24 protein-coding genes are annotated in these 22,895 nt (G+C 37.6%); 13 read left to right on the forward strand and 11 right to left on the reverse strand.

Annotation, left to right across the window (positions count from 1 at the left end):
* Positions 1 to 4 precede the first annotated feature (4 nt).
* From Q2T41_RS15695 to Q2T41_RS15720, 6 genes are all read left to right on the forward strand, one after another.
* Entirely contained in the window at positions 5 to 526 is a 522-nt protein-coding gene (locus Q2T41_RS15695; protein ID WP_304436853.1) for a GNAT family N-acetyltransferase, read from the forward strand.
* Complete coding sequence (locus Q2T41_RS15700) at positions 527 to 1,003, forward strand: GyrI-like domain-containing protein (RefSeq protein WP_304436854.1); 477 nt, start codon at positions 527 to 529, stop codon at positions 1,001 to 1,003.
* A complete protein-coding gene (locus Q2T41_RS15705) occupies positions 1,000 to 2,274 on the forward strand; it encodes an MFS transporter (protein WP_304437463.1) in 1,275 nt (424 codons plus the stop codon). Before Q2T41_RS15700 ends, Q2T41_RS15705 begins: the two co-directional genes overlap by 4 nt.
* Positions 2,261 to 2,644 (forward strand): DUF4345 domain-containing protein, encoded by a 384-nt coding sequence (locus Q2T41_RS15710; RefSeq protein ID WP_304436855.1) that lies wholly within the window; start codon positions 2,261 to 2,263, stop codon positions 2,642 to 2,644. The genes Q2T41_RS15705 and Q2T41_RS15710 overlap by 14 nt, the downstream gene beginning before the upstream one ends.
* Positions 2,645 to 2,931: 287 nt before the next feature.
* Positions 2,932 to 3,144 (forward strand): hypothetical protein, encoded by a 213-nt coding sequence (locus tag Q2T41_RS15715; RefSeq protein WP_304436856.1) that lies wholly within the window; start codon positions 2,932 to 2,934, stop codon positions 3,142 to 3,144.
* A gap of 55 nt (positions 3,145 to 3,199) precedes the next feature.
* Positions 3,200 to 3,622 carry a hypothetical protein gene (locus Q2T41_RS15720; protein WP_304436857.1) on the forward strand — a complete coding sequence of 141 codons (423 nt, stop codon included), beginning with the start codon at positions 3,200 to 3,202 and terminating at the stop codon, positions 3,620 to 3,622.
* Between the two features lie 65 nt (positions 3,623 to 3,687).
* Here the strand turns inward: Q2T41_RS15720 and lptB are convergent, their stop codons facing one another.
* Genes lptB through Q2T41_RS15740 form a run of 4 tightly spaced genes read right to left on the reverse strand, consistent with a single transcriptional unit; the run spans position 3,688 to position 6,656 of the window.
* A complete protein-coding gene (gene lptB / locus Q2T41_RS15725; protein ID WP_144805310.1) occupies positions 3,688 to 4,428 on the reverse strand; it encodes an LPS export ABC transporter ATP-binding protein in 741 nt (246 codons plus the stop codon).
* Between the two features lie 47 nt (positions 4,429 to 4,475).
* Positions 4,476 to 4,835 carry a carboxymuconolactone decarboxylase family protein gene (locus tag Q2T41_RS15730; RefSeq protein WP_089262050.1) on the reverse strand — a complete coding sequence of 120 codons (360 nt, stop codon included), beginning with the start codon at positions 4,833 to 4,835 and terminating at the stop codon, positions 4,476 to 4,478.
* Positions 4,819 to 5,679, reverse strand: coding sequence for a twin-arginine translocase subunit TatC (tatC, locus tag Q2T41_RS15735; RefSeq protein ID WP_089262048.1), 861 nt, complete (start codon positions 5,677 to 5,679; stop codon positions 4,819 to 4,821). The genes Q2T41_RS15730 and tatC overlap by 17 nt, the downstream gene beginning before the upstream one ends.
* Positions 5,679 to 6,656, reverse strand: a complete 978-nt coding sequence (locus Q2T41_RS15740; protein ID WP_304436858.1) for a KpsF/GutQ family sugar-phosphate isomerase — start codon at positions 6,654 to 6,656, stop codon at positions 5,679 to 5,681. Before Q2T41_RS15740 ends, tatC begins: the two co-directional genes overlap by 1 nt.
* Positions 6,657 to 6,828: 172 nt before the next feature.
* On the opposite strand from Q2T41_RS15740, the gene Q2T41_RS15745 reads away from it, so the two are divergent.
* Together Q2T41_RS15745 and Q2T41_RS15750 are read left to right on the forward strand one after the other, a co-directional pair.
* Complete coding sequence (locus Q2T41_RS15745; RefSeq protein WP_304436859.1) at positions 6,829 to 9,039, forward strand: RecQ family ATP-dependent DNA helicase; 2,211 nt, start codon at positions 6,829 to 6,831, stop codon at positions 9,037 to 9,039.
* Positions 9,040 to 9,422: 383 nt separating this feature from the next.
* A complete protein-coding gene (locus tag Q2T41_RS15750) occupies positions 9,423 to 9,899 on the forward strand; it encodes a fasciclin domain-containing protein (RefSeq protein ID WP_304436860.1) in 477 nt (158 codons plus the stop codon).
* 62 nt (positions 9,900 to 9,961) lie between these two features.
* Here the strand turns inward: Q2T41_RS15750 and Q2T41_RS15755 are convergent, their stop codons facing one another.
* From Q2T41_RS15755 to Q2T41_RS15770, 4 genes are all read right to left on the reverse strand, one after another.
* Positions 9,962 to 11,254 carry a carboxypeptidase-like regulatory domain-containing protein gene (locus Q2T41_RS15755; RefSeq protein ID WP_304436861.1) on the reverse strand — a complete coding sequence of 431 codons (1,293 nt, stop codon included), beginning with the start codon at positions 11,252 to 11,254 and terminating at the stop codon, positions 9,962 to 9,964.
* A gap of 131 nt (positions 11,255 to 11,385) precedes the next feature.
* Entirely contained in the window at positions 11,386 to 12,126 is a 741-nt protein-coding gene (gene rluF / locus Q2T41_RS15760; protein WP_304436862.1) for a 23S rRNA pseudouridine(2604) synthase RluF, read from the reverse strand.
* Between the two features lie 22 nt (positions 12,127 to 12,148).
* Positions 12,149 to 13,279 (reverse strand): serine hydrolase, encoded by a 1,131-nt coding sequence (locus Q2T41_RS15765; protein WP_304436863.1) that lies wholly within the window; start codon positions 13,277 to 13,279, stop codon positions 12,149 to 12,151.
* Between the two features lie 12 nt (positions 13,280 to 13,291).
* Positions 13,292 to 13,531 carry a hypothetical protein gene (locus tag Q2T41_RS15770; protein WP_304436864.1) on the reverse strand — a complete coding sequence of 80 codons (240 nt, stop codon included), beginning with the start codon at positions 13,529 to 13,531 and terminating at the stop codon, positions 13,292 to 13,294.
* 233 nt (positions 13,532 to 13,764) lie between these two features.
* On the opposite strand from Q2T41_RS15770, the gene Q2T41_RS15775 reads away from it, so the two are divergent.
* The 5 genes from Q2T41_RS15775 to Q2T41_RS15795 all read left to right on the forward strand — a co-directional run bounded on the left by Q2T41_RS15775 (position 13,765) and on the right by Q2T41_RS15795 (position 20,112).
* Positions 13,765 to 14,637 (forward strand): peptidyl-prolyl cis-trans isomerase, encoded by an 873-nt coding sequence (locus tag Q2T41_RS15775; protein ID WP_304436865.1) that lies wholly within the window; start codon positions 13,765 to 13,767, stop codon positions 14,635 to 14,637.
* A 79-nt stretch (positions 14,638 to 14,716) separates the two neighbouring features.
* Positions 14,717 to 16,069, forward strand: a complete 1,353-nt coding sequence (locus Q2T41_RS15780; protein ID WP_304437464.1) for a peptidylprolyl isomerase — start codon at positions 14,717 to 14,719, stop codon at positions 16,067 to 16,069.
* 4 nt (positions 16,070 to 16,073) lie between these two features.
* Positions 16,074 to 17,027: an AAA family ATPase gene (locus Q2T41_RS15785; RefSeq protein ID WP_304436866.1), complete on the forward strand. Its 954-nt coding sequence runs from the start codon at positions 16,074 to 16,076 to the stop codon at positions 17,025 to 17,027.
* A 180-nt stretch (positions 17,028 to 17,207) separates the two neighbouring features.
* Entirely contained in the window at positions 17,208 to 19,481 is a 2,274-nt protein-coding gene (locus Q2T41_RS15790; protein WP_304436867.1) for an aconitate hydratase, read from the forward strand.
* A 76-nt stretch (positions 19,482 to 19,557) separates the two neighbouring features.
* Positions 19,558 to 20,112: a TlpA family protein disulfide reductase gene (locus tag Q2T41_RS15795; protein ID WP_367186886.1), complete on the forward strand. Its 555-nt coding sequence runs from the start codon at positions 19,558 to 19,560 to the stop codon at positions 20,110 to 20,112.
* Between the two features lie 25 nt (positions 20,113 to 20,137).
* Here the strand turns inward: Q2T41_RS15795 and Q2T41_RS15800 are convergent, their stop codons facing one another.
* The 3 genes from Q2T41_RS15800 to crtID are packed head-to-tail and all read right to left on the reverse strand — an operon-like array spanning position 20,138 to position 22,889.
* A complete protein-coding gene (locus Q2T41_RS15800; protein ID WP_304436868.1) occupies positions 20,138 to 20,584 on the reverse strand; it encodes a sterol desaturase family protein in 447 nt (148 codons plus the stop codon).
* Complete coding sequence (locus Q2T41_RS15805; protein ID WP_304436869.1) at positions 20,584 to 21,423, reverse strand: phytoene/squalene synthase family protein; 840 nt, start codon at positions 21,421 to 21,423, stop codon at positions 20,584 to 20,586. The genes Q2T41_RS15800 and Q2T41_RS15805 overlap by 1 nt, the downstream gene beginning before the upstream one ends.
* Positions 21,424 to 21,431: 8 nt before the next feature.
* A complete protein-coding gene (crtID, locus tag Q2T41_RS15810; RefSeq protein ID WP_304436870.1) occupies positions 21,432 to 22,889 on the reverse strand; it encodes a bifunctional phytoene desaturase/3,4-desaturase in 1,458 nt (485 codons plus the stop codon).
* Positions 22,890 to 22,895 lie beyond the last annotated feature (6 nt).

The following is a 22,895-nucleotide window of genomic DNA, read 5'->3' on the forward strand; positions in this document are numbered from 1 at the left end:
TTCCATGGTTATTAAGAAATCAAATCTTCTGGATATTGAGGAAATATTTAAACTGTACCGCATTGCTTCTGATTTTCAACGTTCTAAGCAAGAGGTTGTGGTCTGGTCAGAATTTGACCGTACAATGGTAGTCCAAGAGATTGATCAAAAAAGACAGTTTAAGCTTTTAATCGATAATACAATAGCCTGTATTTGGGCCATAACTTTTTCCGACCCTCAAATTTGGGGAGCTAGAAATGCTGATACTGCTATTTACATTCACCGTATTGCCACCAATCCAGAATTTAGAGGGAGAAATTTTGTAGGTTCCATTGTCAATTGGGCCAAAAAGTATGCTGCATTAAAGCAAAAAAGATATATACGGTTAGATACAATTGGAGAGAACAATGGTTTAATACGCCACTATACAACTGCAGGTTTTGACTTTTTGGGTATGTTTGAATTGGATAATGTAGATGAACTGCCGCCTCATTATAAGGAAGGGCCCGCCTGTTTGTTTGAAATTGATATACTAAAACGTAAATAAATGGAACCAAGAATATTGCAGTTTAAGGAAAAATTGGTTGTCGGTATTTCTGCGGATATGAGTATCATAAACAATAAAACCGGCGAGCTTTGGAGAACTCTAAGGTCAAGGGCGGGTGAGATATCGAGTAGGAATTCCGCTGAGTTTATATCGCTACAATTGTATCCTCCAGGATATTTTGATGATTTTGACCCTAATAATACATTTACAAAATGGGCATGTGTTGAGGTGTCAACATTGAATCATATTCCTCTTAACATGCATTATTTAACCATACCAGCTGATTTATATGCGGTTTTTGATTATGTGGGTTCCAGTAGAGACGCTGGTATATTTCAATACATCTATGGGGAATGGGTCCCTAATTCCATGTATAGATTAGATGATAGACCTCATTTTGAGGTCTTGGGAGATGCCTATAAACATAACGACCCTACATCCAAAGAGGAAATTTGGATTCCAATAATCCAGAAATGACAGCTACAAAACAAGCACCTTGGTATTATTTGGTATTGCTAATCTTGGCAGGCGAGAGTGTTTTTATTCTCCCTTTTGTTTTACAACGTGTTTTTAGACCAACAGTCCTTAAAGTGTTTGAATTGGACAACGTGGCATTGGGACTGTGTTTTTCGGTGTATGGTTTTGTGGCTTTGCTCTCCTATTTTTTTGGTGGGCCCTTGGCGGATAAATACCCGCCAAGAAAGTTAATTGCAATGGCACTATGGCTTACGGCGTTAGGAGGATTGGTTTTTGCCACTTTTCCACACTATGCAACACTTCAAATTTTATATGGATTTTGGGGTTTTACTACAATATTTCTTTTTTGGTCGCCCATGATAAAGGCCACTCGTGTTTGGGGAGGAGTGAACGCTCAAGGTAAGGCTTTTGGGTTATTAGATGGTGGCAGGGGCTTGGTAGGTGCACTTTTTGGTACATTAGGGGTTGCCGTTTTTTCTTTTTTTCTACATACCGATTTAGAAGTTGCATCCTTACAGGAAAGTAGGTTTGCTTTTAGATATGTAATTTTATCATCATCCGCCCTTGTTGCACTAGTTGGTGTATTGGTATTGTTGTTCATGAAACTGCCCAATTTAAATGAGCAGGATATTGTGGTTGAGGAAATTACCGTATCTCAAATAGGTCAGGTATTACGCTTGCCATCGGTAATTTTATTAATGGTAATTATTCTCTGCGCGTATGTTGGTTATAAAATTACCGACGTCTTTTCACTTTATGCACAAGATGTTATGCATTTAGATCAAGTTGGGTCAGCACAGGTAGGTACTTTTTTACTATTTGCTAGACCTGTAGTTGGTATTGTTATTGGTGTTTTGTCAGACCGATCCAAACCTAGTGTATGGTTGTTCCTGAGTTTCATAATTGCGTTTGTCGGCTCGATCGTGTTTGCATTGGGAGTCGTAGAAAATATTCCGTATATCTTATTTTTAATTTCAATACTCATAGTGGCCATTGGTGTTTACGCTGCAAGGGCATTATATTTTGCAGTCATGCAAAGCGGTAAGATACCACTGATTTTTACCGGTACTGCCGTAGGCCTAATTTCTTTAATAGGGTATACCCCAGATATATTTGCAGGTGCTGCAATGGGTTATTTGTTGGATGCTTCCCCAGGACTGCAAGGCCATCAACATGTATTTTGGATGCTAGCCTTATTTTCCTTTCTTGGTGCAATAGCCGCATATAAATATGTTCAACTATATGGTAAAAAGGCTAATGAAACTACCTAAACACCTAAATCTATTATTGTCAGGCATAATTGTTATTATAGCAGGCTTGGTATATGGTGGGCACCCTACGGTTTTAATACCGTTAATTCTAGATTATGAGGTAGAGTCCTTAGAGTTGATGAATATGTTACGGGCTATAATGGGAATATACGTGGGAATCGGAGTTTTTTGGCTTATAGGTGCATACAGTACTAAAATTTGGTATAGTGCAACCCTTTGCAATGTGCTTTTTATGGGCGGAATCTCATTTGGCCGAATTATAAGCACTTTTTTAGATGGTATTTCAACACCCTTTACACCGGCACTTTTTTTAGAGCTTCTTTTCTTAGGGTGGGGTATATATAATTTAAAGCGCTATGGAAATGTCTAATAATATCAGCCCTGGTCTTAAGTTCTAAATTTATCCTGTATTAATTACCTAAACGATTAATCACTAGAAATTTTCTAATTGGATTTTTAAAATTTAGAGTAATGTTTTACTGGGTGTTCACAATTAATTGGATAGTTTTCTTTTTTTTGTATAGAATAAATTTTGTTTTCTAAAGTGTTCATTATAAGTGCTATGGCAATTGTGTTCCTACAGTGTTTTTGTATGAATTTTAACCCATGGAATATATTTTAACACTTTATATTCCTAATTACTAAATAATATTTTGAATGATAACCCGTATCCTAGGCCTACTTCTTTTGCTTGTAATTGTACTGCCTTGCAGGGCCCAAGAGATAAGGGGAACTTGGTTAGTGGATAATGGCGGGTATGTAAGGAAAACCAATACCAATATGCTGAGAAATTCTCGAATGATGATTGATTTTGACACCAGGGTCATAAGTGATTTTGACACAAAAGCAGCGTATTCCATTGCCATATAATCCAAAAAAAGCTAGAATAAAGGCAAAAGGTAAAAAGGGAAAATTGGTTTATAAAATGACAAAGAACAACACTCTTGAGGTACAAGGTTCAAAAAACACCAAATTTACATTAAAACAACTGGATTTATCACATCCTATAGGTTGGAACGAAAATGATATCACGGACATTATCATAGATCAGCAATGCAATCCTGTATACGGTGTAGATTTAAAATTTATAAATCAACCTTACGATGATGGTGGGCATGTTAATAGTAAAGGGGTAAACTATAGTTTGCTTAACCAAGATAAAGAAAATACTGGTTATTGGTTTGTACGCAAAATAGAGGGTAACGCTTTTATTGTGTTAAATTTAGAGGAAAAAGAACCTGTAAGCATTTTTCAAATTACCTCAATTACCTTGAACGGACTAAAATTACTGCCCATGCAAGAATACAAGGAGCTTCAAAATTTAAGATTAATTACTACTTGTCAATAATTAATAAGTAATTTCAGGACAAGTTTCCTCTGGTTAAGGGGGGGGTAAGTTGTAACGGAAAAGGCTTAAAAATCAAGTTTCTTTTTACGAAGCTCAAAATTTTGTCCTAAATAAACTTTTCTTACCATTTCATCCGCAGCTAAATCTTCCGGTATGCCGGATTTCAAAATGCCACCTTCAAACATTAAATAGGAGCGTTCCGTAATGGCCAAGGTTTCCTGTACATTATGATCGGTGATTAGAATTCCAATGTTTTTGTCCTTAAGTTGAGCCACAATACGTTGAATATCCTCCACGGCAACGGGATCTACCCCGGCAAAAGGTTCATCCAATAAAATAAATTTGGGGTCAGTGGCTAGGGCCCGTGCAATTTCTGTTCTTCTACGCTCACCACCGGATAATAGGTCACCGCGATTCTTTCGTATATGGCCCAGACCAAATTCTTCTATGAGCGACTCCATTTTCATGTGCTGCTCTTTTTTGCTTAGTTTGGTCAATTGCAGTACGCTTAAAATATTTTTTTCGATACTTAATTTTCTAAATACCGAGGCTTCCTGCGCCAAATACCCAATACCATTTTGTGCCCGCTTGTACATGGGGAACTTGGTGATTTCCATATCATCTAGCCAAATACTGCCGCCATTGGGTTTTATAAGCCCTACGATCATATAAAAAGATGTGGTCTTACCGGCACCGTTAGGACCAAGAAGACCAACAATTTCCCCTTGGTTGACTTCTAGTGAAATTCCTTTGACCACCCTTCTGCCCCGGTATGACTTCATTATATTATCGGCACGTAACTTCATGGTTTCAAATCTATTGGTTATTGCTTGGTTAGAAAAGATTTTAGGGATTATTTAACCTTGTCATTTTGCTGTTCCAGCGCTTCCCAATATTCATAGGCCCTTCTTAGGTGGGGTATAACTATGGTGCCGCCTATTAAAGTTGCAATACCTAAAGTTTCCATAACCTCTTCTTTGGAAACTCCTTCATTGTAAGAACTTTCCAGATGGTATTTTACACAATCATCACACCTTAGGACCGTAGAGGCCACAAGGCCCAATAATTCCTTGGTCTTTACATCTAAGGCCCCTGCAGCAAAAGCATTGGTGTCTAGATTAAATATGCGCTTTACAATTTTATTGTTGTCCGCCAACAGCTTCTCGTTCATCTTGGAACGATAGGCATTAAATTCTTCAATTTGGTTTGACATTGGTATGTTTCTTTTTTTCTTTTTCAGCTTTTTTTCGTTCTTTTCTCAACACCATTGCAGATATATAAATACTTACTTGGTACAGTATCAATACCGGAATTGCCACAATAATTTGGCTGGCAACATCCGGAGGGGTGATTACGGCGGATAATATTAATACGATAACAAGGGCTATCTTCCTGTATTTTCTCATAATATCCGGAGTCACCAGACCCACCTTGGTCAAAAAGAAAATAATGATCGGGAGCTCAAATAGAATACCACAGGCAATAACGGAAGCCCTAACTGTTGAAATATAGGAAGCCAAGTCAAATTCATTCGTAACCTCGGCACTTACTTGATATGTTCCTAAAAAATTAATGGATAGCGGGGCAACTACATAGTAGCCAAAAAGAACCCCTAGAAAAAACAATAATGATGCTATTAAAATAAAACCCCTTGAGTTTTTTCGTTCCTGCTCATATAATCCCGGACTAATAAATTTCCACATTTCATAAAGTACATATGGGAAACCAATGATAAAGCCAGCCCAAATAGATGTCCAGATGTGTGCCGAAAACTGTCCGGACATTAAACGGCTTTGTATGGTAAAAGGAAGCTTTTCTGCACAGAAGGCAGAGTCAAAACCAAAATAAGTGGCTACGTCACAGAATAACTGATAGGTTGGGAAATCCATTTTCTTGGGTCCGAAAATGACCGTATCAAAAATGAAATCTTTCATCAAAAAGGCTACGGAGCCAATGATGACGATCGCCAATGTAGATCGTATTAAATGCCATCTTAACTCTTCCAGATGGTCAAGAAATGACATTTCGTTAGGGGGCGTTGCTGCTTTGGAACCCATTATAAAATACCTTCGTTTATTAAATTATGTAAATGGATGACACCAACATAGGTTTCATTCTTCATGGCCAACAATTGGGATATGCCGTTTTTTTGCATGAACTCCAAGGCCTTTATGGCCAAAGTGTCCGCAGGAATGGTTTTTGGGTTGCGGGTCATGATCTCTTCGGCCGTTAACCCTTTGATCACATCATGCTTGTTCAACATGCGCCTTATATCACCATCGGTAACGATGCCTACAACCTTTTCTCCATCGAGCACCGCTGTGACCCCAAGCATTTTCTTGGAAATTTCAACGATTACCTCCTTTACTTCGGCATTTTTTTGAACTTGTGGCACTTGATTTTTTTCTACTAGATCGGCAACTCTTAAATATAATCGTTTTCCCAATGAACCGCCCGGGTGGTACTTTGCAAAATCCGTACTTGTAAACCCTTTCATTTCCAATAATACTATGGCAAGTGCATCTCCCATGACCAATTGGGCCGTTGTACTTGTGGTTGGGGCCAGACCGTTAGGACAAGCTTCTCGCTCCACATACGTATTCAGGATAAAATCTGCCTGCTTGGCCAAAAAAGAATCGGTGTTGCCGGTCATGGCTATCAATTTGTTGGTTCCCCTTTTAATCAGCGGGACCAACATTTTAATTTCTGGGGTGTTGCCACTATTAGATATACAGATAACCACATCGTTTTCCTGAATGGTACCCAAATCACCATGAATGGCGTCTCCGGCATGCATAAATATTGCAGGAGTGCCGGTAGAGTTCATAGTAGCCACTATCTTTGTGGCCACAATTGCACTCTTTCCAATTCCGGAAATAATGACACGTCCTTTTGCTTCAATAATACAATTAACGGCCAATGCAAAATCATCTGTTAACAGTGCGGAAAGATGGGCAATAGCATCGCGCTCTGTTTCAATGGTTTTTTTCGCTAAGTCAATAATGGTGTGCGTAGCTATCAATCTATTATTCAAATTATGGATTGTAATCCTAAAAGAATGTGTTATCTTTAAGATTACAAAATTAAACAAACTTAATTTTAAATGCCGATTATCGCATAAGAATTTAGAATCACCAAGCTTGGTCTATAATAATTTTGACCACTTATGAGTTTTAAAATAAGTAGTGCTCCCTTAAATGTTAAATGTGACAGACAGTAAAGAATTTGATGATATCGATTTACATGCATCATTAAAGAAGTATTTCGGGTTTTCCCAATTTAAAGGACTTCAGGAAGAAGTAATCAGAAATGTTTTAAAACGTAACAATACGTTTGTAATCATGCCCACCGGTGGTGGTAAATCGCTTTGCTATCAATTACCCGCCCTTATGCAAGAGGGTACGGCAATTATAGTTTCCCCATTGATCGCATTAATGAAGAACCAAGTGGATGCCATTCGTGGCATTTCTTCGGAAAATGGTATAGCCCATGTCCTTAATTCTTCATTGAACAAAGGAGAAATAAAGCAAGTAAAACAAGATATAACGGAAGGTAGGACTAAGCTGCTATATGTGGCCCCGGAATCGTTGACCAAAGAAGAAAACGTTGAGTTCCTGCGTTCAGTGGTCATATCATTCGTAGCCATTGATGAGGCACATTGTATCTCTGAGTGGGGCCATGATTTTAGACCGGAATACCGTAACCTAAAATCCATTGTGGAACGTCTGGGCGAAGATATACCCATAATAGGCTTAACGGCAACGGCAACCCCCAAGGTACAGGAAGATATTATCAAGAACTTGGGTATTGGTGGGGCCAAACTATTTAAGGCTTCCTTCAACAGGCCCAACCTTTTTTATGAGGTCCGTACAAAAACGGAAAACATAGAAGCGGATATCATTAGGTTCGTTAAACAGAATTCCGGTAAATCTGGAATTATTTATTGCCTAAGCCGTAAAAAGGTTGAGGAATTGGCACAGGTACTACAGGTTAATGGGATTAGCGCCGTACCATATCATGCCGGGTTCGATGCCAAAACAAGGTCCAAATACCAAGATATGTTCTTAATGGAAGATGTTGAGGTGGTGGTGGCTACCATAGCTTTTGGTATGGGTATAGACAAACCAGATGTAAGATTCGTCATTCATCATGATATCCCTAAAAGTATAGAAAGTTATTATCAAGAGACCGGCAGGGCAGGAAGGGATGGTGGTGAAGGACATTGCTTGGCCTATTATTCCTATAAGGATATTGAAAAATTAGAGAAATTCATGTCCGGTAAACCTGTGGCGGAACAGGAAATTGGCAATGCGTTGCTACAAGAGGTAGTTGCGTATGCTGAGACTTCCATGTCCAGACGTAAGTTTATGCTACACTATTTTGGTGAGGAGTTTGATGAAGTCAATGGAGAAGGAGCGGATATGGACGATAACACCAAAAATCCCAAGGAAAAGGAAGAGGCCAAGGACAATGTACTGAAATTACTTAAAGTGGTACAAGGTACTAGTGAAAAGTTTAAGTCCAAGGAAATCGTTAATGCCATTCGTGGTAAGACCAACGCCATTATATCATCTCATAAAACCAATGAAAAGGACTTCTTTGGTATTGGCGCAGATAAGGACAAGAGCTACTGGATGGCATTGGTACGCCAAACTTTAGTGGCAGGTTTATTGCGAAAGGAGATTGAGCAATATGGTGTGTTACACTTGACCGATGCCGGCAAGGAGTATTTGGAAAATCCTGTTTCGTTTATGATGACCAAAGATCATGTATACAATGCCGAAAATGACAATGCTATTGTAGGTGCCGCAAAAGGTGGTGGTATAGCGGATGAAATTTTACTAAAACAATTAAAGGATTTAAGAAAGGCCCAGGCCAAAAAACTTGGGGTGCCGCCCTTTGTAGTTTTCCAAGACCCATCATTGGAAGATATGGCCTTGAAATACCCTGTGTCGCACGAGGAGCTTTTAAATGTTCATGGCGTTGGCGAGGGTAAGGCCAGAAAATATGGAAAGCCCTTTACCGCTTTTATCAAAGGGTATGTAGAGGAAAACGATATTGTTCGTCCAGATGATCTAGTTGTAAAAAGTACTGGAGTCAACTCGGCTTTAAAACTATATATTATTCAGAACGTAGATCGTAAACTACCATTGTCGGATATTGCATCCTCCAAAGGACTGGAGATTCCTGAACTCATCAAGGAAATGGAACAAATTGTATTTAGCGGTACCAAATTAAATTTGAACTATTGGATAGATGAGGTTTTGGATGAGGATCAACAAGAAGAAATTCATGAGTATTTTCTGGAAGCCGATACCGATAACCTAGAGGAGGCTATGACGGAGTTTGATGGAGAATACGAAGAGGAAGAACTAAGGTTGTACCGTTTAAAATTTATAAGCGAAGTCGCAAATTAAATTGGTTTAAGTAATTTACTGAGTCCATTACGAAATTCTCGTGATGGGCTTTTTTTATGGCGTTATTTTATTAATTATATGATTTTCAATTATATAATTATGTTTAATTATTCTATTAAATGGTTATTCATTTGGTAATGTGTATATTGATAAATATGATTTTTATATAAATGAAGCACTAAACATTTATTAATAATTTGAAGTCTTGTATAAAATTATAATTTAATTAGAGGTTCTTTCGGAAACTTTATAATGTTTAACATATTATAAAAAATATTAAACAATTTTTAAGAATTTATTGGTGGGTAAGGCGTTACATTTACATCAATCTAAAAAAAAATAGAACTATGAAAATTTTAAAAATTACAATCTTTAGTGCGTTAATGTTATTCATTTCTACTTCTTATGCACAGTCTAAAACAATTGTTGGAGTAGCAGCGGGTAATGAAAATTTTACAACATTGGTTGCGGCGGTTAAAGCGGCAGATTTGGTGGAAACGCTAAATAGTGAAGGACCCTTTACCGTCTTTGCACCGGTCAACAGTGCTTTTGATGCATTGCCAATGGGTACAGTCGATAATTTGTTAAAACCGGAAAGTAAGGATGCATTAACCGGAATTTTAACATATCACGTGGTTGCCGGTAACTATAAGGCAGGCGATGTAATTAATGCTATTAAAGGTAATAATGGTGCTTTTTCCGTAAAAACAGTACAAGGGGGGTCAATTACCCTTAGTTTGAGTGGTGATAAGGTGATGTTGAAAGATGCGAATGGTAATATGGCAACTGTTATTATGGCAGATGTAGCGGCTAGCAATGGTGTTATACATGCTATTGATACTGTAGTTATGCCTAAATAATTCAAGTATTTAAAATTAAAAAGCCCCATCTGAATTCAGATGGGGCTTTTTATTTATTCTATTTAAGGTTTTGAGGCGCTTTCTAAGTTGGACTTATCCCTTTTTAGTTGTCTTTGTATTTTTTTTATGGCAGATTCAATAGATTTTTCCGGTTCTATAATATTGTATTCTCCCCAAAAATTTGGGTCGGCAAAACCTATGGCTTCATCGCTTAAAATTATAGATGATTTTATTCTATCCTTGGTCTTTGGTATTGTGTTCTCCAGATTTTCTTCCCAATCCGTTATAGCCATTTCACAGCTCATACTGTAAACGGAGTTGAACAAGCGCTTGTCCCAATTGACCTTAAATTCTAACAGTACGTTACTATACCCATAGTACCACTTGCCGTTCTTTTCCCTATAATCTACCCTATAGGAAACATCTGTAGGCCATACCTCTGCATTTTTGGGCTTTCTGCGTACGAACATCTGTGAGGCCAACCTTTTATCGGTTATGTTCAGTGAGTAAATGGCACTGGTCAAAATTTTATTTTCAGCATCTATGTACAGTTTGCCCGTATAAAGTGGGTCCAAGATTTCTTCCTTTTGTTTAAAATCTATAACATAGATAAGTTGGTCGTTTACCCTAGTGGAGGTATTAAAGGAGAATTCATAATAGGACAATGTTTCTGGCGTAAATATATAATCTGGGTATTTGACCATATCAACGAACAAGGTATTGAAAGGGCCGCCTTGCAGTTTTAAGGCAACTGTATCCAATTTACTATAGTCGGTGCTTTTTCTGGCTTTGTAAAGTTCCAGCGCATCTTTTTTGTTAGAGGAGTAAGGTGCTTTGTATATATTGACAACGGCTTCGGATAAACTAACATTGGTTCTTCTTTTTTTAATTGTTTCCCTATAAAATGCTGTCATGACCGTATTTTCGTTAAGGTAGTTCGTGCCTTTTTTGTCCAAGACTTCTTTTACCAAGGCTTCTGCATCATTTGGAGCATCTATGCGAGCTTCTGAAAGTGCCATGGCAAACTCTTCCATAAGAATTTTATTCTTTTTGGTCTCTAACTGCGCTATAGGAAACTCTTTGGTCTTGTAACCCAAAAAGGCGACGATTAAATTACGATCCTCAAATTCCATAGGAACCTTAAGTGCAAACTCACCTTCAGAATTGGTTATAGTACTCACATTTGTACCTTCAATACTTAAGGTGGCAAAGACCAGGGCCTTGTTAGTATTGGTATCTAAAACTTCACCCGTATATTCGGTAAAATTAACTGTCTGTGCCTGTAAATAATTAGTGCCTGTGGCCACCAGTAGTATCCAAACTAAAATATGGCCCAATTTTCTTGAAATAAACATGATATATGGTGCTTTAAAATTAAGTGTAATTTTTATATAAGATAATGTTTTTCAGTGAAATAGCATACTTATTTAACACGCTTTTGTTGCAGTTTTAAGAAGATGGACTAGTTTTTCGGTCGGTTTTAGAATTACTGTCCGTCAAAGGTTTTTGAAGAAGTGCTTACCAATCTATTGATTTCCTTTAATTCTTCTTCCGTAATGTCTCTCCATTTGCCTACGGGCACGTCCAAATGTACATTCATTATTCGTATGCGCTTTAATTTTTTAACCCTATAGTCCAGGTATTCGCACATTCTCCTAATTTGTCTATTAAGGCCTTGAGTAAGAATAATACGAAATTGATAAGTGCTAACCTCAAATACCTCACATTCCCTGGTAATGGTATCCAAGATTGGAATTCCCTTTCGCATTTTGACCAAAAAATCCTTTGTGATAGGTTTGTCCACGGTAACTAAATATTCCTTTTCATGATTGTTTCGTGCACGTAGTATCTTATTGACAATATCGCCGTCATCCGTAAGAAATATAAGTCCCTCACTAGGTTTGTCCAGTCTACCGATAGGGAATATTCGTTTGGGGTAATTGATAAAGTCAATGATATTATCTTTTTCTACTCCGGTATCTGTTGTACAGACAATGCCAACAGGTTTGTTAAATGCCAAATAAACATTTTTTCCTTTAGGTTCTTTAATAAGTTCACCGTCAACCTTAACCACGTCATCCGGGCCAATTTTGGTGCCCATTTCAGGAATTTTTCCATTGATGGTAACCCTACCTTGGTCTATTAATTTGTCTGCGGCCCTACGTGAACAATAACCTGCTTCACTTAAGTATTTGTTTATCCTTGTTTTATTGCCGTTATCTTGCATGTATTCTCATTCTAGATTGTAACTATTTTTTTCTTTTTAGCTCAAGGTCATAAATTTCACGACCTAATTGTGCTAGAAAGGGTATGCCAATTTCATTAAACTCATAATGGTCATTATTAAATATGCCATCCTCATTAACCAGAAGTGTAGCGGTCAATAAAAATTCTACATTATTGGCAGTATCTTTAATATAGGCACAATCTGTCACAGTGCCATAAGCAAAGCCTACTTTATTATATATATTTAAGGATGTAGGAATTTCTTCATTGCTATCACCATACATAAAGAATTTGCAATACCCGTCATGAAAGGTGTTTTGGTCATAGCCAACCTTTCTGGGCACGGTAGACATTGCGTTCAATAAAAGTTCACGTTGTTGTTCACTGATATGAAATTGCTCTTTGGGGTCAAATTGTTCAGGAAATATGATTCGTTTTAAAATTGAATGCAGCGAAGAAATTGGCAAATAATTTTTTAAACTGAAATCAAAAGGCTCTTCTATTGGCTTACCATTGGCCATGTAACCAATTCCTTTTTTGATGTTTTGAAGTTTCAACGGCTCAGGGTTGGTGTTGTAAGAGGATACCGTCATACCGGTTGTTGAGTCATTTAAATAAACGACCAAGGGTTTTGTTCGTAGATCTTCTGAATGGTACCCTAATCTATGCGAAATACGCACAGGTCCTATATTCTTTTGGCTTAAGGAGGAATTAATTGCATTTTGGCCAAGCAGTTCAAACAAACGGTTGTTGGCCAAATTATCGCTTACGGCAAAAATTGCTGAAATATCCTGGGCAACCGTGCTTTCTATGGTATCGCCCTCAACATAATATTTGGTCAATACAGTTAAGGTGTCCGTTTGGTGAAGTCTTTCCAAGGCCAAAACCGCTATTGGTAGTTTTACGGTGCTAGCCGGATAAAAATATACACTATCATGTACTTGAAAATCAAAATCCGTAAATACAATACTATCCTTTAAGCGGTCTATTTGGGTGTATTTTATTTGCACCTCATAGCGATCAACACTATCCATGACCAGTCTAATTTTGGGGTGGTCAGAGGTCAATGCTTTTTCCAAAGGGTCAGTAGCTGCGTGATCTTTGGTACATGACCAAATTAGGAAAGACCATAAGAATAAGATGCAGATTCTCAACTGAATTATTAATTAAGGTTCGTATACTTCACCACGATGTGGTTTTAAGGTGTCTCTAACGGAAATCATTTCATGTTCTTCTACCACCATGAACGCTATGCTGAACATATCGTTAATCTGTTGATGCCCTGTAATATTCAATGCAGTACTTTCAATTGCAATGAATTCCTTTAAATGTTTAACATGATGTTCTGCGGTCTTTAATGCGGCCGGGCCTCTAAAATCCCAAATCAACTTAATTTTTCTGCTCAAAAAATAATTTTTAGTAAGGTATATATCGTCGCAAATTTACCTAAAATTCATTTGTAAAACCCTTCCTTTATTAAAGAGGCTTAATTGTTTTAGTAGGTTGTTTTTAATTGATAATAAGATAATTGATAAACTGTTCACTTTTAAAAAATGTGTTAAGTAAATCATTTTGCATTTGCACACGAGAGTGTAATTACTATTTTTGCTCGATGTTTTCTTCTAAAACAAAAATGAAAATGAAAAATGTATACCCTTTTATATGTATGGGGCTGTTTTCATTGGTCATTTTTTCATGTACTGATCTTTTTAAACGTGAGGAAGATAAAAAGCCCATTGCCAGAGTGGGAGCGTCTTTCTTGTATGAAGAGGATATAAAGGCGTTGATTACTGAAAATATGAGTAAGGGCGATAGTGCATCATTTGTTTCTAACTACATCAATAATTGGGCTTCCAAACAATTATTGCTATCCAAGGCAAAGATTAATTTATCCGAGGAAAAATTGGCGCAATATAACGTTCTGGTAGATGATTACCGTACGGACCTTTACACTAGGGCTTATAAAGAGGCTTTAATGTCAAGGGCAACGGACTCGGTAATTACCGATGCTCAATTGGCGGATTTTTACGAACAGGGAAAGGAAAACTTTAAACTAAAGGAGAGAATTGCAAGGATTAGGTTTGTTGCCTTGCCAAAAGGCTTTTTGGATAAGGATGAAGTGTCTAAAAGATTAAAAAGATTTAAGGTAGAGGATATACGTTATCTGGATTCTATAGGGGTGCAATTCAATAAGTTGAATTTTAACGATTCTATTTGGGTGCGCTATACCAGAATTTTCGAGGAAATACCTCCAATTACCGTAGATAATGCCGATAAGTACTTAAAAAATTCACAATTTTTTGAATTAGAGGATTCGATCGGGGTATATTTGGGTAAAATTGAAGAGATAAAGGATATTAACGATATAGCTCCTTTGTCATTTATTAGGCCTACCATAGAGCAAGTTTTATTAAGTCGCAGAAAAATGAACTACCTGCGTAAATTAGAAACTGAATTATTAGATGAAGCAATCAAGGATAAAGAATTTGAAGTGTTTGAAATTAAGGAATAGTATGTTTTTTGGTGCGTTGGCGCTTATTGCAGTTGTTGCCAATGCGCAGGATTCCATATCTACGCAAGCAGAAGGCCAGATGGAACAAATGGAGGCCGTTGCGGAAGCTACAAATGTCCGTAAGGATTCTTCCAATAACTTTAAACGTGTTAAATTAGATGGTATTGCGGCCGTAGTAGGGGATTATGTAATCTTGGATTCTGACATTGAGAAAACATTGATAGACCTTAAAAGTCAGGGTGCATCCGCAGAAGATATTTCTCACTGTAGTCTTTTGGGCAAATTGATGGAGGATAGGTTATACGCTAACCAAGCGGTTCAGGATAGTATCTTGGTTTCTGATGATGAAGTCAATGCAACCGGTGACCGTCAATTACAATCCTTGGTTCAACAGATTGGCTCAATGGAAAAAGTCTTGAAATATTATAAAAAAGAGGACGAGGCCAGTTTTAGGGAAGAGTTATATAAGATCAACAAATTGCGTATGCTTTCTGAACGCATGCAGCAAGATATCATAAAGGAAATTGAAATTACGCCAGAAGAGGTACGTCAGTTCTTTAATAAGATTCCTGTAGAGGAACGACCTGTATTTGGTGCCGAACTAGAGATTGCACAGATTACAAAGGAGCCGGAGCCATCAGAGGAGGAGAAACAAAAAGTGATCGATAAATTAAACCAGATCAAGGCAGATGTGGAAGATAATGATGCCAGCTTTAGCGTAAAGGCAATTTTATATTCCCAAGATCCAGGTTCCAAATCTAAAGGAGGTTTTTATAGTATAACCAAGGATACCGGTTTTGATAAGACTTTTAAGGATGTAGCGTTCAGCTTAAAGGAAGGAGAGGTTTCAGAACCATTTGAAACGATTTTTGGTTACCATATAATATATATAGAAAAAATAAGGGGACAGGAATTGGACCTTAGGCATATCTTGATTCAACCTGAAATTTCACAGGATGTTTTGGAAGAGGCAAAGCAAGAATTGGATAGTATTCGTCAAAAGATCATTAATAATGAATTTACCTTTGCAGAAGCCGCACTTAATTTTTCCGATGAAAAGGAAACGAAATTTGACGGCGGACTTCTGAGAAATCCACAGGATTTTAGTTCGCGTTTTGAGTTGACCAAAATGGATCCTACATTATACAATCAGGTACAAGGGTTAAAGGATAACGAAATAACACACCCTGTGTTGGAACAAGATCCTAGAGGTGGGGCACCTAAATATAAAATATTGAAGATTACCAATAGGTTTGATGAGCATGTTGCGGATTTTGCCAAGGACTATACCAAAATTCAGGAGCTTGCGCTTACTGAAAAGAAATACAATGCCATTAAAAAATGGATGGACGAGCATATTAAGGATACCTATATAAGTGTAAACGATGACAATAAAGATTGTGAATTCGCTAACAACTGGATAAAGGAATAAATATATGTCAGACGTTGCCGCTATAGAGCTACTTGTTGAAAAACATGCTGCTTTAAAAAAAGAAATAGCCAAGATAATTGTAGGTCAAGATGAAGTTATAGAGCAAATTCTTTTGTCTATTTATACTGGCGGCCATTCATTGTTGATAGGTGTGCCAGGGTTGGCTAAAACCCTAATGGTAAACACCATTGCCCAAGCCTTGGGTCTAAATTTTAAAAGAATACAATTTACCCCGGATTTAATGCCGAGCGATATTCTTGGAAGCGAGGTTTTAGATCAGAACAGGAATTTTAAATTTATTAAAGGGCCTATTTTTTCCAATATTATCTTGGCGGACGAAATCAATAGAACACCGCCTAAAACCCAAGCTGCACTTTTGGAAGCCATGCAGGAAAGGGCTGTTACCATTGCCGGACACCAGCATAAACTAGAATTGCCCTACTTTGTTTTGGCTACGCAGAATCCAATTGAGCAGGAAGGTACTTATCCGTTACCGGAAGCGCAGTTAGATCGTTTTATGTTTGCAATTGAATTAAAGTATCCTACGGTAGAGGAAGAAATCTTGGTTGTCAAAAATACGACTGCAGACCGTAAACAGGTAATCAATCCTTTGTTCAATGCCAGTGAAATTATCGCAATCCAAGAATTGATAAGAAGAATTCCTGTTGCTGATAATGTGGTGGAGTACGCAGTAAAATTGGTAAATAGTACACGGCCCAATTTACCATCGGCTACAGAATATGTGAAACAGTATTTAGATTGGGGTGCTGGGCCTAGGGCTTCGCAAAACCTTATTTTGGGCGCAAAGGCCAATGCTGCGATCTATGGCAAATTTTCACCTGATATTGAGGATGTACACATTGTGGTAAAAGGAATTTTGCGCCATAGGATCATTAAAAACTACAAGGCGGAAGCAGAGGGTATCTCAGAGGAAGATATCATTGATAAATTGTTGTAATCCATTTTTTTCTAAATCGTTTGCGTCTTTTTTTGAGTCATTTTAATCTTAACGAGTAAAATTAGATTCATTATACCTATCCATTTGTGAAAAAGCGATCAATCATACTTAATTAATTTTAATTGCGTTATAGATTTTCTTAAATTTACCGAATTGCGTTAACTTAAAATAACTTAAAGAATGGCATTTGATATTGATATGATAAAAGAGGTTTATGCCAATATGGCTAAACGTGTTGATGAAGCGAGGAATATTGTAGGGAAACCTCTTACTCTTTCTGAGAAAATTTTGTACTCCCATTTATGGGACGGTACGCCTACCAAGGCATTTACCAGAGGTAAGGATTATGTTGATTTTGCTCCAGATCGTATTGCTTGCCAAGATGCAACGGCACAAATGGCCCTATTGCAGTTTATGCAAGCAGGCAAGCCCAAGGTTGCGGTACCGACTACGGTACACTGTGATCACTTGATACAAGCTAAAAGTGGTGCTACCGCAGATTTGAAATCTGCAAATTCTACCAGTGCAGAGGTTTTTGATTTTCTAGAATCGGTCTCTAATAAATATGGAATTGGTTTTTGGAAGCCGGGAGCGGGTATTATTCACCAAGTGGTATTGGAGAATTACGCATTTCCGGGTGGAATGATGATAGGTACGGATTCTCATACTGTAAACGCAGGTGGTTTAGGTATGGTAGCCATAGGTGTTGGTGGTGCAGATGCCGTTGATGTAATGGCAGGTATGGCTTGGGAACTCAAATTTCCAAAATTAATTGGTGTTAAGTTGACAGGAACTATTTCTGGTTGGACCGCACCAAAGGATGTAATTTTAAAAGTTGCCGAAATTTTGACCGTAAAAGGTGGAACAGGCGCAATAGTTGAATATTTTGGCCCAGGTGCCAAATCATTGTCTTGTACCGGTAAAGGAACTATTTGTAACATGGGTGCGGAAATTGGGGCTACCACCTCAACGTTTGGCTATGATGAATCTATGGAGCGCTATTTAAGGGCTACCGATAGGGCAGATATTGCGGACGCAGCCAATAAAGTAAAAGAACATCTTACTGCAGACGCAGAGGTTTACGCTAACCCAGAGCAGTATTTTGATGAGGTTATTGAGATTGATCTAACTGCATTAACCCCATTGTTGAACGGTCCTTTTACTCCAGACCTTTCTACTAAAGTGGGTAGTGATATGACCAAAAAGGCTACGGAGCATGATTGGCCATTGGCGGTTGAATGGGGATTGATCGGTTCTTGTACCAATTCTTCATATGAAGATCTGTCCAGGGCATCATCAATAGCCCAACAGGCGATAGATAAAGGATTGAAAATGAAGGCTGAACTAGGAATAAACCCTGGTTCCGAGCAAGTTCGCTATACAGCGGACCGTGATGGTATATTAGGCATATTCGAGAAATTGGATGCTAAGATATTTACAAATGCCTGTGGGCCTTGTATAGGACAATGGGCGCGTTATAGTGATCCTAAAAATGCTCCTAAGAACAGTATAGTCCACTCATTCAATAGAAACTTTGCAAAACGTGCGGACGGTAATCCAAATACCCACGCATTTGTTGCTTCTCCGGAAATAACTGCGGCCATTGCCATTTCCGGTCGATTGGATTTTAATCCTATGACGGATAAGTTAATCAACGAAAAAGGAGAAGAAGTCATGTTCGATGAACCAACAGGATGGGAATTGCCTCCAAAAGGTTTTGAAGTTGAGGATGCAGGTTACTTAGCGCCAGATGAGGATGGTTCCGGGGTTGTGGTAAAGGTTGCTCCAGATTCTGAAAGATTACAATTATTGGAACCCTTTACCCCAATTAAGGATGAAAGCTTAATGGGCGCAAAATTGTTGATAAAGGCATATGGTAAATGTACAACCGACCACATTTCCATGGCTGGACCTTGGTTGCGTTTCCGTGGTCACTTGGACAACATTTCTAATAACTGTTTAATTGGTGCGGTAAATGCATTTGGTCATAAGACCAATATGGTAAAAAACCAACTTACCGGTGAATATGGCGGCGTACCGGATACGGCACGTGCATATAAAGCGGCAGGGGTAAGAAGTATTGTTGTAGGTGATCATAACTATGGTGAAGGTTCATCTCGTGAGCATGCAGCCATGGAGCCACGTCATTTAGGTGTTGCCGCAGTACTCGTAAAATCTTTTGCCCGTATTCACGAAACTAACCTTAAAAAACAGGGAATGTTAGGGCTTACCTTTGCAAATGAAAACGATTATGACCTGATTCAGGAAGACGATACCTTTAATTTCCTAGATATTGCGGAATTTGCCCCCGATAAACAATTGACCATTGAAGTTGTTCATGCAGATGGCAGTAAAGATATGATCAAGGCAAACCACACCTATAACGATGCTCAAATTAGATGGTATAGGGAAGGATCGGCGTTAAATGTTATTAAGAAAGAAAACGCTGCATAAACATCGTTTAAAATAAACACAGAAAACTCCTGATAATATTCAGGAGTTTTTTAGTTTTGGGTCCTATCTAATTTTAATGAAAAGACAAACTGTTTTTACCTTATTGATCATTGCCTTTGTGCTTTCTTTTTTTGTAACGCCTTTAGGTGATTTTAGCAAAATACAGTTGAATAGAATTTTTGCTACTTCCCCAACAATTATAAAAGCGGAAAAAAGAGGTAGAATTGCGGATTATAATTGGAATTTAAAGGATAGCAATTGGAATATATTCAATTTTCAAGAAGCAAAGGGTAGCGTTGTATTCATTACTTTTTGGACTTCTTGGCATATGCCGTCCCAAGCGCAATTAAAAGACGTTCAATATCTTTTTGATACCTATGGGGACCGTATTAAATTCTATGTAATTACCAATGAGGAAAGAGCACCTGTAGAGCTATTTATGGAAAAAGAGGGCTATACTTTTCCTGTAACCTATCAAATCATTGGTGAGCCAAGTCCCATATCCTTATTAAAACCACCGGGTTCATATGTAATAGATAAAAAGGGCTCAATAGTGATTCACCAAAACGCAATCGCTGATTGGGACAATGACAAGGTAGATCGGTTATTTGATCAACTTCTTGCGGAATAGTTATCTACTAGGATGTACGTAACTATTACTTTTTAAAATATTTAAAGGGAACAAATAGCATTCCAAAGCATTCACCATCACCTTTTCCTAAATGTTTATGATGCATCTTGTGAGCCCTTCTTACACCTCTACTGTACCAGTTATTGGCATTCCTGAAAAATTTAAAACGTTGGTGTATAAATATGTCATGTACCAAGAAATATGCAATTCCATAGGCTAAAATGCCAAATCCAGTAGGGTATCCGTACCAAGACCCATTTGCTCCAGTGTAGAACAATGCCATACTTACAATTGCATAAAAAATAAAGAAAGCATCATTTCTCTCAAACCATGAATCGTGGTCTTTATGATGGTGATCTTTATGTAGGCTCCATAGAAAGCCATGCATAATATATTTATGAGTAAACCACGCCATAAATTCCATAAACAAGAAAGTTCCTAAGAATAGTAAGATCCAAATAATTATGTCCATTACACTAAATTCATTTTATATTTAACATACGACCTTGCCAAAAGGCCAAATTTTTGATAGTTGGGTACTCTTATTCTAGCATTTTTAATTTCTAACGATGGGGTCTTCTGTAATTTTTTTAATAGTTTGAAATAATATTTATAAGCCGTATAAACTCCAAATTTTGCTTCTGCGGGCAAGTTGATAATTCCACTATAACCTAATCTAAAATCAGCTTTAATTTCTTCTACAATCCTTTTTTTGGAAAGTTCGTCTAACTCTCTTAGGTTGGTATTTGGAAAGTAAGAACGGTTTAATTGTTCAAAATCTGACTTTACGTCTCTTAAAAAATTAACTTTTTGAAAAGCCGACCCCAATGCCATTGCGGAATCCTTTAAGCTTTCATACCTGTCTACGTCACCTTTAACGAATACTTTTAAGCACATTAGGCCAACCACATCTGCAGAGCCGTAAATGTATTCCTTGTACTCCGCATCTGTACGGTATATGTTCTTAACCAAATCCATACGCATGCTTTTCATGAATGAATCTACCAAATGCTTTGGAATAGAATACGTATGATAGGTATGTTGAAAAGAATTTAAAATTGGATTAAGGCTTATTCTGTCATGCAGGGCTTTTTCCAAATCTTGTTCAAATTTATTAAATAAGAGCTCTTTATCATAATCGTGAAAAGTGTCCACGATTTCATCGGCAAAACGTACAAACCCATAAATGTTATAAATATGGCCACGGATAGATGTATGAAGCATCTTGGTAGCCAAGGCAAATGATGTGCTATATCGTTTTGTGACGATTTTGCTACATTCATACGATACAAGGTCAAATGTTCCTTTCATGTACTAAACTAATTATTGGTTCTAATTAATTCTGACACTAATTTACCGGAAATCAAAGCTGGAGGAACTCCGGGTCCAGGAACAGTCAGTTGTCCTGTAAAATATAAATTCTTAACTTTTTTGCTCTTCAAGCTGGGCCTTAAAAAGGCTGTCTGTGTTAATGTGTTTGCCATTCCATAGGCATTTCCTTTGTAAGAATTATATCTTTCTATAAAATCCTTGACACAAAATGTTTTCTTGAATATAATATTATTTCTAATCTTTTGACCTGTTCTTTGTTCAAATCTATCCATGATCATGTCAAAATACTGGTCTCTTAATTCTTGGGTGTCAATTAAATTCGTTGCAATGGGCACCAGAAAAAAGCCTGCTTCATTATTTTCCGGGGCCATGGTAGCATCCGTTACAGAAGGAAAATTTGCATAGAACAATGGACTTGTAGGCCATTTGGGATCATCATAAATTTCTTGGGCATGAAGCTCAAAATCCGTATCAAAAAAAAGGTTATGATGTTCTACGTTCTTTAATTTGGTATCGAAACCAATATAGAACAGTAAAGATGAGGGGGCAAAAACCTTTTTGTCCCAATAAGAGGCACTGTACTGTCTAAATTTATCTTCTAGCAATTGTTCCGTGTGGTGATAGTCTGCTCCGCTAATAACCATATCCGCACGATGGAATTTGCCATTACAACTTACACCTTTTACTTGGCCGTGTTCTACATTAATGTTGTCTATAGCACTATTGGTGTGGATGGTTACCCCAAGCTCTTGCGCAAGTTGTTGCATTGCTTTTATGACCTGGTACATACCACCCTTTGGATGCCATGTGCCAAGACCAAAATCTGCAAAGTTCATAAAATTATAGAATGACGGCGTATTGCTTGGTTTTGCGCCAAGAAACAATACTGGAAATTCTAGGGTTGATACCAACTTTGGGTTTTTAAATGACTTCCGTACCTGTGAGCTTATTGTTTTAAAAAACTGATCAACTTTTAAAATAGTTTCTTTGGTTACTAATTCTAAAGGTGAAAGGCCAGGTCTTAGGACAATTTTATTAATGGCAATGTCATAATTTTCTTGTGCTTTATCAATAAACTTTTTTAGTGCTATTGAACTGCCTTTTTCAATTCTTTCAAATTCTTCGCAGATTTTCTCCATCGTATCGCCAATGGTGATAATGTCATCTGCAAAAAAGATTTTGTAGGCAGGGTCAAGCTTGTCCAATTGGTAATAGTCTGATGTTTGTTTATTGAAATCGGAGAAAAATTTATCAAAAATATCGGGCATCCAATACCAGCTGGGTCCCATGTCAAAAGTAAATCCGTCTTTGGTGAATTGAGATGCACGTCCGCCCACACTATCATTTTTTTCAAACAAGGTTACATTAAAGCCATCTTTCGCCAGATAGCATGCCGCAGATAATGATGAAAAGCCAGAACCGATTACAATACAATCTTTGCCCATAAAAGG

It is taken from the genome of Maribacter confluentis, assembly GCF_030505015.1.
GTDB classification, from domain to species: Bacteria; Bacteroidota; Bacteroidia; order Flavobacteriales; family Flavobacteriaceae; genus Maribacter; species Maribacter sedimenticola.

Coding starts and splice junctions, on each gene's coding strand:
- Q2T41_RS15695 (WP_304436853.1), top strand. CDS start 5: ATGGTTATTAAGAAATCAAATCTTCTGGATATTGAGGAAATATTTAAA.
- Q2T41_RS15700 (WP_304436854.1), top strand. CDS start 527: ATGGAACCAAGAATATTGCAGTTTAAGGAAAAATTGGTTGTCGGTATT.
- Q2T41_RS15705 (WP_304437463.1), top strand. CDS start 1,000: ATGACAGCTACAAAACAAGCACCTTGGTATTATTTGGTATTGCTAATC.
- Q2T41_RS15710 (WP_304436855.1), top strand. CDS start 2,261: ATGAAACTACCTAAACACCTAAATCTATTATTGTCAGGCATAATTGTT.
- Q2T41_RS15715 (WP_304436856.1), top strand. CDS start 2,932: ATGATAACCCGTATCCTAGGCCTACTTCTTTTGCTTGTAATTGTACTG.
- Q2T41_RS15720 (WP_304436857.1), top strand. CDS start 3,200: ATGACAAAGAACAACACTCTTGAGGTACAAGGTTCAAAAAACACCAAA.
- lptB (WP_144805310.1), bottom strand. CDS start 4,428: ATGAAGTTACGTGCCGATAATATAATGAAGTCATACCGGGGCAGAAGG.
- Q2T41_RS15730 (WP_089262050.1), bottom strand. CDS start 4,835: ATGTCAAACCAAATTGAAGAATTTAATGCCTATCGTTCCAAGATGAAC.
- tatC (WP_089262048.1), bottom strand. CDS start 5,679: ATGGGTTCCAAAGCAGCAACGCCCCCTAACGAAATGTCATTTCTTGAC.
- Q2T41_RS15750 (WP_304436860.1), top strand. CDS start 9,423: ATGTTATTCATTTCTACTTCTTATGCACAGTCTAAAACAATTGTTGGA.
- Q2T41_RS15755 (WP_304436861.1), bottom strand. CDS start 11,254: ATGTTTATTTCAAGAAAATTGGGCCATATTTTAGTTTGGATACTACTG.
- rluF (WP_304436862.1), bottom strand. CDS start 12,126: ATGCAAGATAACGGCAATAAAACAAGGATAAACAAATACTTAAGTGAA.
- Q2T41_RS15775 (WP_304436865.1), top strand. CDS start 13,765: ATGAAAAATGTATACCCTTTTATATGTATGGGGCTGTTTTCATTGGTC.
- Q2T41_RS15780 (WP_304437464.1), top strand. CDS start 14,717: ATGGAACAAATGGAGGCCGTTGCGGAAGCTACAAATGTCCGTAAGGAT.
- Q2T41_RS15785 (WP_304436866.1), top strand. CDS start 16,074: ATGTCAGACGTTGCCGCTATAGAGCTACTTGTTGAAAAACATGCTGCT.
- Q2T41_RS15790 (WP_304436867.1), top strand. CDS start 17,208: ATGGCATTTGATATTGATATGATAAAAGAGGTTTATGCCAATATGGCT.
- Q2T41_RS15795 (WP_367186886.1), top strand. CDS start 19,558: ATGAAAAGACAAACTGTTTTTACCTTATTGATCATTGCCTTTGTGCTT.
- Q2T41_RS15800 (WP_304436868.1), bottom strand. CDS start 20,584: ATGGACATAATTATTTGGATCTTACTATTCTTAGGAACTTTCTTGTTT.
- Q2T41_RS15805 (WP_304436869.1), bottom strand. CDS start 21,423: ATGAAAGGAACATTTGACCTTGTATCGTATGAATGTAGCAAAATCGTC.
- crtID (WP_304436870.1), bottom strand. CDS start 22,889: ATGGGCAAAGATTGTATTGTAATCGGTTCTGGCTTTTCATCATTATCT.